The sequence below is a fragment of the Gilliamella sp. X-57 genome (assembly GCF_057063565.1).
In genome coordinates this window covers 24,192-37,276 of record NZ_JBXSQI010000018.1, presented here as the reverse complement: position 1 = coordinate 37,276, position 13,085 = coordinate 24,192, and the positions used below count along the sequence as shown (strand labels likewise).

Below are 13,085 nucleotides of genomic sequence, written 5' to 3'. Positions count from 1 at the left end.
ATTTTAAATAAAAAGTTATTATTTTTTATTATAAATTGAAATAAAAGCCTTCGGATTGATGTAGATTTCATCCCATTGAACCATAACGGCATTTACAATTGGTAATTGCTCATCGCCCGTGGATTTATTGTCAAAAACAAGCTTTTTGCCTTTATCAAACATAGAAATCAGTGCTAGTCCATGATCAATATAAAAATGACTAACTTAGTTTTATCCAGTATTAGCATATAGTAACCAGCTGTTCCCCCCATTCCTCCCCCCTATATAAGAATAACCTTATATAAATTATTGGATTAAATTTTGTATGAATATATTTTTATCAATTTCATTTATTATATAAAATCAACCCTATTGTCAGTTAAATTCCTATTGCTACATAACAACCTGTAACTTATAACATGATTAAAGTTTTTTAGTTAATCATCCCTATTAGCAAACTTGATAAATCGTACCACTCAGTTGGTATTCTTGTTCAATTAGGGCTAGCTCTTCTTTTGAACCCGCTTTCGAGGCTCTGTCTAACCCTTCAATTTGCCTTGAGGTGACTTTAATGCGCGGTTCAACATCCATAAAACTTTTGGCATCGTCTCGACTGTAATCTATATATCTTAAACCCGCTTTATTTAATGGCCTGTCCGTTCCATACTCCATAAAATGGCTGATCCAGTTCCAAGCATAAGCAAATTGGTTGGTTTCACCAATATAGATATACTCAATCAGTTCGTGACTGTTTGGCTTACAAGCTACACCATACAATGTATGGTGTTCAATTGTACCGCCACTAGCAAAGGCTCCTGATGAACGTTGCAATACCGCATGAAAGTCGGCCCAATCATAAACTTTGATTTGGTATTTTTTTAAATCCTTAAATGCACTAAAAGGTATCAAGTTCTTAAACATCCATTTCATTACCACTGCTTCGTAAAGATAGACTTTACCTGTTTTGCGATTAAAGCGAATAGGATTGCTAAAGGGGGCAAAATAGGCAAAAAGAAAATTGAATAGAGCACTATAACTACCAGTTCCTAATGCAATTGATATAAATAGATATAAGATAACTATAAGCCAGTTAATGTTTTTTCCACATAAAGAATAAAACAAGAAAAAAACAGTAATAATTTCCAATACGGCAACTAAAAAAAATCCAATACTAAATCTTAACAATGGACGATATCGATAAATTTCAAGATAGTTATCATTAGCACAAGCTATATAGTTTGCTTCGCTGATAATGCCCAATCCACTTGTTTTACTAAGGTCTTGATTCCAATTTGCTATTTGTGGTTGATAGCGTGATGACATATTTTGTTCCTTATTTGCTTATTTTTATTATTATTTACTTTATTAATAAACAGGATAGACAGTACCACTCAGTTGGTATTCTTGTTCAATTTGGGCTAGCTCTTCTTTTGACCCCGCTTTCGAGGCTCTGTCTAACCCTTCAATTTGCCTTGAGGTGACTTTAATGCGCGGTTCAACATCCATAAAACTTTTGGCATCGTCTCGACTGTAATCTATATATCTTAAACCCGCTTTATTTAATGGCCTATCCGTTCCATACTCCATAAAATGGCTGATCCAGTTCCAAGCATAAGCAAATTGGTTGGTTTCACCAATATAGATATACTCAATCAGTTCATGACTGTTTGGCTTACAAGCTACACCAAGTAATGTATGGTGTTCAATTGTACCGCCACTAGCAAAGGCTCCTGATGAACGTTGCAATACCGCATGAAAGTCTGCCCAATCATAAACTTTGATTTGGTATTGTTTTAAATCCTTGAATGCGTTAAGTGGTGTCCAGAGTTTAAACATCCATTTCATTGCCACTGCTTCGTAAAGATACACTTTACCTGTTTTACGATTAAAGCGAATAGGATTGCTAAAGGGGGCAAAATAGGCAAAAAGGAAATTAAATAAAATGTGATAAGTAATAATATTCACTACTATTATCAGTAAAAAACATATAAAAACAGCACTCCATACAATATTTTTGGAAAACAAAAGATAAAACAATAAAAAAATAACAAAGATATCCATAAAAAATAAAAAAATAATTGCTATGGTTAATGCAAAAATTTTTCTATAACGATAAATTTCAAGATAATTATCATTGGCACAAGCTATATAGTTTGCTTCGCTGATAATTCCCAAACCACTGGTTTTACTAAGGTCTTGATTCCAGTTTACTATTTGCGGTTGATAGCGTGATGGCATATTTTTGTTCCTTTATAATCTATTTATGGTTTAAAACCATGATCCCATAACCGTCAAATTCATAAAATTGATGAAGCGGTTGTGACTCTTCTATTTGGTCGCCATTTATGATATCGGGTTTTTTATAGTTAAGTTCAACGGTATAGAGTAATGATGTAATGGCTTTATGATTTACCTCGGCCAGCTTAAAGCGAATAACCAGATTGGTTTTAGTGCCTGTTACTGGTTTTAATGTGTAATCACTATTATCATTTTCAACCTCTTCTGATTGATATTTAAACATTCTACCTTTATCGTGGGTGAATATAATATAGGGACGACCATATAATTGTTTATTCAAACTATCTTCAAGGAGTTTCGGTTCCAGCATTTTACTTATATTATTATGGTTAAGTTGTATTTTCACCTTTAAGTCTGGGTTTCTTTTATCCATAATAGTGACAATAAATGCTAATTTATCGTTTTCCATATCGAAGTCATGAATGGTCATATCAAGATAAAGCGAGCGATATATAAATTCAGCTAGTAAAATTTCTTGATTTTTATCGGGCTGTGCAAAACGCAATTGTGGTGAGAGGCCTGATACCAACGCCGAAAAATCATTTAGCGCTTGTTTGCATCCGGCAATTGTCATTGGATAACGCCCATTATCAATACCAAAACCACAACGAGCAAACCAACGCTCTAGCTTGCTACGCTCAAATAGTGTGGAAATATAAAGAATAATGATACCAGCAATAGTAACAACAGCTCCCACTACTGGTACCATCTCAGCCGCAAGCCCTAAAGCAACCATTTTTAATGTCACTGCTGCACCAACCATTATAACAAAACCACCTGTTAATTTTAGTATCCCTGCTACAATTTCTTTTTCATTAAGAATTAAATTACCACCTTTTAAAATCTCTATCACGCCGTCTGCTATTGCTAATATACCAAGCCCTTTATCGACAAAATTGAGAAATTTGTTTGTGACATTAAAAACTTGCTTCATGCCATAAGCGAGTTTCAATTTTGGTGGTGTTAGTCGGCTTTCGCCATAAGGATGACGTGTTAAAAAGTTAGTCATCTTAAGTGCGGTCATACCTGTTGCCATTTTGATAATATGCCCGCCAACTTCGGCCGCCATACCTGCGATAGCGATTAAACTCGAGGTTAAATCATAAAGCAGAAAGGCTTTTTGTATTGGATCGGTCTCGGTTTTGATTTTTTCCAGATTATTTTTAAATGCATTTAGCGTAAAATGAATCATTACCACATTTAAAAAGCATTTTGTTAAACCGCTGACAACAATTTTTTGGTTTTCAGTTTGAACATGATATATTTTTTTCGATTCTTCTAATTCTTTTAATAGCGATTGTTGTAAGTCGTCGCCATTTGCCATTACCGAAATTTCAACTTCTTTGGGCACGCGATTGGCAAATTGTCGAAATTTCTTAATTGATAAAACCTCTTCATTGGCTAACTTTTCAAATTCTTCCAATAATTTTGGGGTTACTCGAGGATTTTCGGTCACCATGGCTATTTCAAGTGACACGGTTTTTTGTCTTATTGTTTCGTATTCTTCACGGGTAAAGCTTCGGGATTTACCGTTTACATCCATAATGTAAAATTTAGAATCTGCTTTGTTAAAATATAAGTTATCACCTTGTGCGTTTTTTAAATTAGTTTTGAAATTGACGCCACCAGTTGCCGAAATTTCGCCAATTCGGTTAAATACTTCGGCAATATCGGTCATGCGAATATTTAAGGTTGTTTGTGTCACTTTACCGTTTGCTATTTTTTCGGCTAAAAGTTTTAAACGCTCTGATATTAACGTTTGGTTAAGTAGAACTTTGCCATTACGGTATTCGGTTGCTATACCTTTGCTAATATCAGTTGCCAACGATAAAATATGATTACGGATTAAATAACCAAGAAGAATATCCCCATCTGACGTACTGACTTCTGCACCAAATATTGCATTGACACTATCAACCATCGCTTTGTTAAACTCATCATCTGACGAATCATCTTCTGACGTGGAACCATCTGTTTTTGGGGGTTCGGTTGTTGATGAAGGATCACTACTTGCTGATGTATCACTGTCGGTTTCTAGAAACAATTGCTTATTATCACCCGCTATTACTCGATAGTAATAGCTGTTTTCGTCTGAGCACAGTTCGTCATATAAGGCTTTGACATCGTCAGTTGGTGGAATATGACTGGATAACATAATATGTGCATCATCAAGGTATAACTTATGAAACGCTTTAAGTTGATAATCAAATTCCACTTCCCAAAAACGGTTTTTATTACGTTCACTAATAACGGTTTGTGATAACTTGGAGTTTTTGCCTGCTTTACCAAATAGCCAACGTGCATAATAGGCATAATCTTTGGAATAGTCTAATAAACGGCTTTTGACCATACTTTGGTAGTCTCGCCTATCTTTTCGAAAAGTTTCAATTTTATTAGTATCAAGCTGTTTTTTTAATTTGTTCCAATTTTTTGCAAAATTTTCCTCGGCGGATTTATTTTCAGGAATAAATTCACAGGTACCATAATTAGTTAAAGGGTGATTACTACAGATATCAATTTCGCTACGAGTCAAATGGTTAACTGTGCTTCCTGACTCATCGATTGTATGGCGAATATATCCCGATGAACGCTCTTTATAAAATTTATCTATTGATTTTTCGTAAGCGTCGATGGTGTTAAGTATTGCATTTTTATATTCAAATTCATCAGTATGAATTAAGCTAAACACATAGGGGATCCCTGTGTTTTTGTCTTTTTTATGGATTAAATTTCTATCACCCGTAAAATTATTGTTGACTTCACGTTGATAGTTAAGCTCTTCAACAATACCAAAATTATCCTCAACCACTACCACAGGAATTTTGCAAAGAAGTTGGGATTCCATTGCAGATACATATTGATAGTAACCCCAATCAGAATCTTTACGGCTTTGAAAATGATGTAAACTGTAATACCCCGTTATTGTCAGATCTTCAAATACCAATTCTGGTTGTAACGGTGCCGAATCTGGGGGAAGCTCTGTATAGTTATCTTTTCTACGATTATAATCAACAGCCGTTTTAAATAAATTTTCCGCACTTATTTGATCTTTAGATAACGTTCGAGTTGCTTCGACACTCAGATCAACAAAGGTAAAACGACTTAAATCGGCTTTACCTGTGCGATATTGTTCTCGAACTTTTTTTGACCAAGGCTGCTTACTATAGGCAATCCACGCCTTTTTGTATAAATAATTATTAATGGTAATAAACGAAGCTGGTATATGGTGATTTTTTTTAGTACAAGATTGCGCCATAGAATCACATTTATTGACTACCATATTTTCAACTGGTCTATGTCTAAACACGCCTTCAGGAGTAACTTCATAACCAATAAACTCTTTTTTGCCTTCTATGCTTTCAACTAATACATAGATGTAACCTTGCCTTACATTACGCAGTACATATTCATATTTTTGTAATGCTTGAGATGGTTGTTTTGCTACGCCCTTAGGCACATTTTTAGACCAATCTACGCCCCATGCTTTTTTTCTAATTACTGCCTTTCTGAGTAGATAAATGGGATAGCCATCACGCCCGCAAAGCCGGCAGTTTTCTTTACTAAGCGAAACAAGTTCTGCTATTTTTTCGTTAACATCCTCGGCGTCTTTAATTATATCGGTTTCGTGATTATGTAAAACTTGTTCTTCTTGTTGTTTTGATTGTTCTTCCATTATTTTACTTGCCCCCATTGCGATTTTCTCAGTACCGATAAGTTTTGTTTTAATGTGCCTGGATTTTCAATTGCATTAAGTACAGCCTGTTGCGTTTGTGCTTGATTCATTAAATCAATATTATAAAACAAGCTGTTGATGACAAATGCAAACTGATCTTCTAAATCGGCTAGACCTGTTCTTATGCTATCTAACCATTTATCAGCCACCATAATAAGTTGTCTATCGTCAGGTGTTTTGATCTGTTTATTTTCGATTAAAGTTTTAAAGCAAAGAAAAATTTGTTTAGCATATTGTTGATACGAAACCGTACGGTCACTTATTTGTGAAAAACCTAAGATTTCGTTTGGTTCGGGTTTTTGGATAATTTTAATTTTACGGCTTAAATTAAGATAACAATATTGTGCAATACCTTTTAACTGCCTAGGTAACCATTGTTGATAAATCAGGTTACTTTCATGTAATAATTGCATACGAAAAGGTTCGTAATAAGGAAAAAATCGACTATTTATTGTCAGTGCTTCTTTAGCCAAATTTTCTCCTATGGTGACTAATTCTTCAGCTAATTGTGTTAGCGGTAAATCACTTATAAGCCAAGCGCATATATAGCGCTTATCCATAAATAATTCACTACTAGCCTCTTTAAGAGAAAGTGCCAATAGTTCAGGGTTTATCGATTCGTTTTGATCTGCAATTAATATCAGATGCGGACAATGATCGGTATCATGACTCAAATCTGGCCTTAAAATGGGAACAATCCGCTCCTTTTTGGCATTTTTATCGGCTTGTTTATCGAAAAAGAATTCAAGAATATTGTCAACAGATATTAAATTATAATCCGGTAATGGTCTTAATTTATCAACTAGCAAATAACGATTCTTTTTGGATTCATTCATTAATTTAACAAAATTATCTAAGTGGTATTTCATACTATTTCTATCCTTACCATTTTGTTTTGCATATTGCTCTATCCTGGCATTTGCGACTTTGATACAGTGGATACTTGTTATTATTTAAATTTAATATGGTTTTTATTCGATACTTTAGTTATTTTCAAACTTGATATATTTAATTTAATTATATCAATAGTTTAAACAATAGGATTATGGCAATGTAAAAATGATTGTCACTTTTTTGGCAATAGATACATCATAATATGTAGATACTTAATTCAATCAATTGGAAAAATTAAACTAGCTAAATGATGCAATGCTAGATAGCAAAATATTACCAACAGACGACCCCATGATACCCAGCTCCTAACTATTTAAACCAACTTAAAATTTATGAATGTTTGTTTTGTAATTAATAACGATAATCAATTTAAGCAGACAAATTACGTTTTTTTACTCATTTTTGCAACTATTTTTTACTTTTTTTATCAAAAATTTCAATTTAAATTATAAGGATAAGTAATTATATCAACTGACTTGTAGGAATTATTCGCGCTGTTTACTGTAATATAAAAAAATGCTGTCATGAATATACTTAAAAACAAAACTATATCCTTATTAACGACAAAATATTGAGCAACTGTATCATAAAAAATAACCTTCACGGTTTTGCTGAATGTTTTATGGTCCGTTATTCAACCATTTATAACGTGATAACAAAGCTGTATTGTAGCTGTCTGTTCCATTGTTCAGTAAGGGCAAACGCTATAAAACATTAGAAATGTATTTATTCAAACAATTGACATGAATATCAAGAGGCTTGTGAATACCTATTTATTAAAACGATACCAATCAAAAATTCACTCAATCCCTCCAAAAAACGAACGGGAAAGCAGAAAACGTGATACGCACTTTAATGAGTATGCGGCATAATCAGCAAATATTCGAAGATTCAAAAGACAGGCAACAAAAACTTAAGCGATTTATTAACTATTATAATACAGTTAAACCGCATAAAGCGATTTCGGGAAAAACGCCTTATGCATTTTTAGCGGATTGATTTAATCAAGAAGTGCAAACAGTTCAATGTCTTTATATATATAAATATTAACAAACAATGAGTATTATGAAAATAATAAAGCTAATTATTGATTCAATGAAAATTGAAAAATACAAAACAATTTAATAAATAAAATTAAATGTTAGTAATAAAAAATTGACTAACGTAGCCTCTTTGGTGAAAATCCAAAACGTTGTTTAAAGTAAAAAGCAAAACGAGAGCCTGATTCATATCCCACTTCTTGGGCAATTTGTAGGATCGTTTTTTGGGTAGTTTGCAACAGCATTAAACCAAAATTCATTCTTATATCTAAGATAATTTTAGATAAATTATATCCTTCTAAAGCAAGATGTCGCCTTAAAGTTGATTCGCTCATAGCAAATTGTTTAGCAATTTCTGCTGCCTGCCACTTTTTGTCTGGCTGCTGGTTAATAATTTCGCGAATTTTTTGGCTAATTTTTGGGTTATTATTCAGGGGAAAATACACACCAAATGCAGATAATCTAATTAATAATTCAATAAATAAATGTTTAACAAGATTAGAATTGCATTGGTTATGTGTCAATAATTCTGTTTTAATCTGTATCAATCGAGTAATAAAAATTTCAGGTAATATTGTTTCAACTTTAATTTTTTTAAGAATTTGACTACTCTGATAAAGATGAGATAAAGCAAATTGGTCTATTAACTGTGCATGCCAAGAATAACAGATGGCTTGATAATCCTTATCATCAATATAAAAATTATTTATATTCATTAGATTACCTGCTGGAATCAGGACTAATTGACCTGTTTTTACCTTAAAATATTCGCCCTCACATTCAATCTGTTTTTCGCCATTTATGACATAGACAATCATAGGATCATTGCTTTGAATCTGCTTTAGGGTTTGATTGCAACGTTGTGTTATATAAGTCACTCGACCAATTGAAGCAAAATCCATAATCCTAATAGCCTATTAACCAATATCAACGTGAGTAGGAGTAAATCATATCTGCCTTCGCTATTTGATGCGAATTAGCAATAAAACCAATTAGAGCTGGTGTGGTTTGTTCATCAACCTCAATGTGATCAATGTCTAGTGCATAAAGTGTAAATTGATATCGATGAGTCGAATTTAGCGGAGGACATGGACCACCGTAATTTATCACGCCAAAATCATTACGTACTAACCTACTTCCTTTAGGTAATAAATTGGGATTATTTCCTGCTGATTGTTTAATAAACGGCGTTTGTACAGGAATATTAACAATCACCCAATGCCACCAACCAGAACCCGTTGGTGCATCAGGATCATACATAGTTAATACTAAACTTTTTGTCGCTTTGGGTAGATTTTGCCATGAAATTTGCGGAGATATATTTTCGCCTTGGCAACCAAATTGATTGGATATAAACCGAGCAGTAAACCCTTTATCGATAAGATCAGTGCTAGTTAATTGTAATTGTGCCGCATAACTGCAACTTGTGCTCAATAATAATGTACTATAAATAATGGCTTTCGCTTTGTACAAAATACGCATGTTAGCCTCTTTTGACTATTAAATAAAAGCCATCATAAGGAATTTTCAATCTATAATCAGCACAAATTAGCTTAAATCTGACACAAATTCGATTAATATTATCATTCTCTTGCGGCTAATACTCGTTCAACAGTATCAACAATGGCTTGAGTTTGTGAGTCAATTTCAATGTTGACTTTATCTCCGACTTTTTTAGCGTCTAATGTGGTAATTGTAAGTGTTTCAGGAATTAAATGGATATGGAAGCAATTATCGTTAATTTCGCCAACGGTCAAACTAGCGCCGTCGATTCCAATAAAGCCTTTATATAATACATATTTGCTAAATTGTGGTGGCAACTTTAACGCCATATGGCAGTTTGTTGCGGTTTTTTGAATATCAATAATGGTTGCGGTGCAAGAGATATGCCCAGACATCACATGTCCACCAATTTCGTCACCATATTTGGCGCTACGCTCGATATTGACGTAATCATTGATTTTTTTATCACCTAATGTGGTCAATGCAATGGTTTCTTCCATAATATCAAAAGATACGACATCTTTATCAAAGCCTGTCACAGTTAAACAACAGCCATCATTGGCTATTGAAGCACCAATTTCAATTTTATCGGTTAATTGATGCGGTAATTTGACTTTATATGTTCTTAATTTATCTTGATCTTTAATATCAATAATTTGACCCACTCCTTGTACAATTCCTGTAAACACAATATTTCCCCCTTTGCTATATCAATTTTTAATGGCTATTTTAGCCTAATCAAATCATAATTTCCTAATGATTAAATTAATTGTATAGGCAAATCATATTAAGTCCTGACTTTATTTATTATTATTCAATAAACACAAAAATAAAACTTGGATAAAACGATATTCGTTTCTATCTTCTATCGTTATAATCATAACTAAATTTTTTGTTAATTAATGTGATGTTTACCTTAACGTGTTAATTATTGTAAGTAAAAGGCTGCATTTTATCTTAATGCGGTTAGATTTCGCTTTTGCTAATTAAGGATTATCTATGTTGAAACTTATTTTAGCCATTTCAGTTGGCTCTGTGGCAGGTGGTTTATTGCGTTGGTTTTTATCGCTTAAATTGAATATTATTGCTTTTGCAATTCCGCTAGGCACACTACTGTCTAATTTAGTTGCAGGTTATATTATTGGCTTTGCTATTGCTTTCTTTAATCACTCTAATCTTTCAGCCGAATGGCGATTACTTGTGATAACGGGTTTTTGTGGTGGTCTGTCAACTTTTTCAACTTTTTCAGCCGAAATTGTTAACTTTTTACAAGGAGGTCGAATATTTTGGGGATTAACAACAATATTTATACATGTTGTTGGATCAGTCTTAACAACTTTTTTAGGAATCTTGTCATATCAATGGTTGCGTCCGTGATGTTGTACTATTTATAAATAATACAAAAAATGTTCATAAATAGAGTTTACAACGCCAAAACACTGTATTAATATACACTGTATATAGAAACAGTGTCGAGGTTATTATGTTAATTGAACATTCATCACAACAACTTATGGCTATTCACTTTGAATCGCCTTTCCAACAACTGTTACAACAACAGCGACCTTTATTAAAATCATTGAATAAAGCTAAAAAATGGCAATTATGGCTATCAAATCGGCCAATGTTAAAACGTGCATGGATCAATACTGCTGGACTCGACAAACAAAAAGTTATTCATTTAAGTAATTTAAAGAATGAAAATTTAATATCGACGATAGAAAAGGCTTTACGAAGCAAAACCTGTAGTTATATCGTTGCTTGCATTAACGATCTTAATGAACACGACAAACAGCGCTTACAACAAGCGGTATTATCAAGTAATACCTGCTTACTTTTGGTGCACGATGAACAATGTAAACAATCCATTCAATACCACTAAATACAAGAATATTACTAGCAAGATAAATGTAAATTTTTTCGATTTTAGAATGTGAAATTTGAACGTGAATACGCTATTATTAACGTTGTTAAAATCATCATAAATATTGTCAATAAAAGCTGAACATTATTAAATGTTCAGCTTTTATGATGTTAACTTAAAATAGCCATTTATTGAATAATTTCAGTATAAAATTAATATTAAATAAGTTAATGCAATAAATTTTAATGGTTCGCTTTAATTGAGTTAATAAATCATGATTCAAATTTAGTTTTACATGCATTTAACAAGGACCGATAAGACAACCAATCATCATCAGTGGAACAACAATTGGTAATATAATTAACCCGGCTACGTCGCCAGTTATATCATCATTTGAGTCTAGTTCATGCTTTGTCCTAATTGATACTTTAATTGGTTTTGGCAATAAATATTGATCGGATATCGTATTGGCTTGTTTATAGACTTTTCCTTTAGTTTTAAAGTGCACTTGATAATAACCATCTTTCAAAATTAATTTTGATTTATATTTTGCCAATAAGCTTTTATTGTTTAAGATTTTTGCTTCTGAGATAAAACTACTATATCGAGCAATAATTTCATCACTTAAACTTTCTTGATAAAATCTAATTGATACACTTTCAATATCATCTTTGGTTTCAGATAAAAACTCACGATAGCTTTTGAGTTCTTTAATTGCATCATGGCTAGTGAATTGGTAAGAGTATTCCTTTGATTCGGCAATAACCCCAGCACTTTCATCAACAATTAATTTTATAATCGTATCATGACTTGGCAAGCTTTGTAATTGCTTGTACGCACAACCATAAAGACAAAAAATGAGAATAAAAACAAACTTTTTCACTATAGTTTCCTGCTTCAAATATCTAAATAGGGATGAATCATCATTTTATATTGTCTGCTTTTTTATAAAATCTCTTGATTTTTATAATAGAATAATGACTAAGCAAACTTGTGGCGCTGAGTTATTTTCGATATCCAATCAAATTTTCGACGCATCTTGTTTGGCTTGATTAATGATTGCTTTAGCTATCCATTGCGATAGCGATATTACAGACTGATCATCAAGCTTCCAGATATCTTTAAGCATCATAAATATTTCAGAGCCATAAATGATTGAAATAGCATAAATTACTTTATCATAAAGTTCTTCAGGCAGTTCAGTTTTAAGAGGTAACAATAGTGTTGAAAGGATTTCTTTGCGATTACCCCGCACCAAGTTTTCGGTTTGTGGTGATAATGAGGCTCGTTCTGTTGCCCATTGTTGTAATGAGACCTTTATCGCAGCACGCAATGCCCCTTCATGTTTTAACATTTGTGGAAAAGCAAAAGCTAAAAAATCATGAATACGTTCTTCTGCATTTTGTTTTTTTGATCGCCAACTAAAAATAGGTTCTAATGAACTTTCAACCACAGCTGTAATTAAAGCACTTTGTGTCGGAAAATAGCGGTATGCGGTTGCTCGGGATATACCAGATTTATCAGCAAGTTCGGTTATAGTGAGTTCACAGCCCTGTTCTAATGCTTCTAATGCAGTATTAATTAAACGTTCATAAGTCCGTTTTTTTACGCCAGTATATATTGAGGAAGGTACTAAAGTCTTTTGAATCATTGATATATCTTTAATTTGTAGTAATCGTAAACATGATACCGCATTTTAATAAATTAGTTAAAATTTATCACCCCACAAAAAATGAGACTTAAGTCTTATTTTTGATATGTAATGTATGACAAT

The 13,085-nt window shown here is 32.8% G+C and carries 12 protein-coding genes and 1 pseudogene; 3 read left to right on the top strand and 10 right to left on the bottom strand.

Going from position 1 to position 13,085, the window contains the following annotated elements; translation table 11 throughout:
- Positions 1–18: 18 nt before the first annotated feature.
- The 5 genes from ACYIAL_RS09315 to ACYIAL_RS09295 form a co-directional block, all read right to left on the bottom strand.
- Positions 19–162: a hypothetical protein gene (locus tag ACYIAL_RS09315; protein ID WP_174797435.1), complete on the bottom strand. Its 144-nt coding sequence runs from the start codon at positions 160–162 to the stop codon at positions 19–21.
- A 267-nt stretch (positions 163–429) separates the two neighbouring features.
- A complete protein-coding gene (locus tag ACYIAL_RS09310; protein ID WP_483751510.1) occupies positions 430–1,302 on the bottom strand; it encodes a DUF6708 domain-containing protein in 873 nt (290 codons plus the stop codon).
- Positions 1,303–1,344: 42 nt separating this feature from the next.
- Complete coding sequence (locus ACYIAL_RS09305) at positions 1,345–2,217, bottom strand: DUF6708 domain-containing protein (protein ID WP_483751509.1); 873 nt, start codon at positions 2,215–2,217, stop codon at positions 1,345–1,347.
- Positions 2,218–2,236: 19 nt separating this feature from the next.
- Positions 2,237–5,968 (bottom strand): toxin VasX, encoded by a 3,732-nt coding sequence (locus ACYIAL_RS09300; protein ID WP_483751508.1) that lies wholly within the window; start codon positions 5,966–5,968, stop codon positions 2,237–2,239.
- Complete coding sequence (locus ACYIAL_RS09295; protein WP_483751507.1) at positions 5,950–6,879, bottom strand: hypothetical protein; 930 nt, start codon at positions 6,877–6,879, stop codon at positions 5,950–5,952. The genes ACYIAL_RS09300 and ACYIAL_RS09295 overlap by 19 nt, the downstream gene beginning before the upstream one ends.
- A gap of 853 nt (positions 6,880–7,732) precedes the next feature.
- Between ACYIAL_RS09295 and ACYIAL_RS09290 the strand changes: the two are divergent.
- Positions 7,733–7,903: pseudogene (locus ACYIAL_RS09290) on the top strand (integrase core domain-containing protein); the annotation flags it as partial.
- Positions 7,904–8,063: 160 nt separating this feature from the next.
- Here the strand turns inward: ACYIAL_RS09290 and ACYIAL_RS09285 are convergent.
- From ACYIAL_RS09285 to ACYIAL_RS09275, 3 genes are all read right to left on the bottom strand, one after another.
- Positions 8,064–8,846: a helix-turn-helix transcriptional regulator gene (locus ACYIAL_RS09285; protein ID WP_483751506.1), complete on the bottom strand. Its 783-nt coding sequence runs from the start codon at positions 8,844–8,846 to the stop codon at positions 8,064–8,066.
- Between the two features lie 25 nt (positions 8,847–8,871).
- Positions 8,872–9,426 carry a YbhB/YbcL family Raf kinase inhibitor-like protein gene (locus tag ACYIAL_RS09280; RefSeq protein WP_483751505.1) on the bottom strand — a complete coding sequence of 185 codons (555 nt, stop codon included), beginning with the start codon at positions 9,424–9,426 and terminating at the stop codon, positions 8,872–8,874.
- Positions 9,427–9,527: 101 nt separating this feature from the next.
- Complete coding sequence (locus ACYIAL_RS09275) at positions 9,528–10,136, bottom strand: riboflavin synthase subunit alpha (protein ID WP_483751504.1); 609 nt, start codon at positions 10,134–10,136, stop codon at positions 9,528–9,530.
- A gap of 310 nt (positions 10,137–10,446) precedes the next feature.
- On the opposite strand from ACYIAL_RS09275, the gene crcB reads away from it, so the two are divergent.
- Together crcB and ACYIAL_RS09265 are read left to right on the top strand one after the other, a co-directional pair.
- Positions 10,447–10,824 (top strand): fluoride efflux transporter CrcB, encoded by a 378-nt coding sequence (gene crcB, locus ACYIAL_RS09270; RefSeq protein ID WP_174797442.1) that lies wholly within the window; start codon positions 10,447–10,449, stop codon positions 10,822–10,824.
- Between the two features lie 106 nt (positions 10,825–10,930).
- Positions 10,931–11,329 (top strand): SulA-like leucine-rich domain-containing protein, encoded by a 399-nt coding sequence (locus ACYIAL_RS09265; protein ID WP_483751503.1) that lies wholly within the window; start codon positions 10,931–10,933, stop codon positions 11,327–11,329.
- 283 nt (positions 11,330–11,612) lie between these two features.
- On the opposite strand, the gene ACYIAL_RS09260 is transcribed toward ACYIAL_RS09265, so the two are convergent.
- Positions 11,613–12,194 carry a hypothetical protein gene (locus ACYIAL_RS09260; RefSeq protein WP_483751502.1) on the bottom strand — a complete coding sequence of 194 codons (582 nt, stop codon included), beginning with the start codon at positions 12,192–12,194 and terminating at the stop codon, positions 11,613–11,615.
- 138 nt (positions 12,195–12,332) lie between these two features.
- On the bottom strand, positions 12,333–12,962 hold the full coding sequence (locus ACYIAL_RS09255; RefSeq protein ID WP_483751501.1) for a TetR/AcrR family transcriptional regulator: 630 nt from the start codon (positions 12,960–12,962) through the stop codon (positions 12,333–12,335).
- Between the last annotated feature and the right edge of the window lie 123 nt (positions 12,963–13,085).

Excerpts from the sequence above, each read along its gene's own strand:
- ACYIAL_RS09295 (WP_483751507.1), bottom strand. The coding sequence starts at position 6,879 with ATGAAATACCACTTAGATAATTTTGTTAAATTAATGAATGAATCCAAA.
- ACYIAL_RS09310 (WP_483751510.1), bottom strand. The coding sequence starts at position 1,302 with ATGTCATCACGCTATCAACCACAAATAGCAAATTGGAATCAAGACCTT.
- ACYIAL_RS09280 (WP_483751505.1), bottom strand. The coding sequence starts at position 9,426 with ATGCGTATTTTGTACAAAGCGAAAGCCATTATTTATAGTACATTATTA.
- ACYIAL_RS09315 (WP_174797435.1), bottom strand. The coding sequence starts at position 162 with ATGTTTGATAAAGGCAAAAAGCTTGTTTTTGACAATAAATCCACGGGC.
- ACYIAL_RS09255 (WP_483751501.1), bottom strand. The coding sequence starts at position 12,962 with ATGATTCAAAAGACTTTAGTACCTTCCTCAATATATACTGGCGTAAAA.
- crcB (WP_174797442.1), top strand. The coding sequence starts at position 10,447 with ATGTTGAAACTTATTTTAGCCATTTCAGTTGGCTCTGTGGCAGGTGGT.
- ACYIAL_RS09285 (WP_483751506.1), bottom strand. The coding sequence starts at position 8,846 with ATGGATTTTGCTTCAATTGGTCGAGTGACTTATATAACACAACGTTGC.
- ACYIAL_RS09305 (WP_483751509.1), bottom strand. The coding sequence starts at position 2,217 with ATGCCATCACGCTATCAACCGCAAATAGTAAACTGGAATCAAGACCTT.
- ACYIAL_RS09265 (WP_483751503.1), top strand. The coding sequence starts at position 10,931 with ATGTTAATTGAACATTCATCACAACAACTTATGGCTATTCACTTTGAA.
- ACYIAL_RS09300 (WP_483751508.1), bottom strand. The coding sequence starts at position 5,968 with ATGGGGGCAAGTAAAATAATGGAAGAACAATCAAAACAACAAGAAGAA.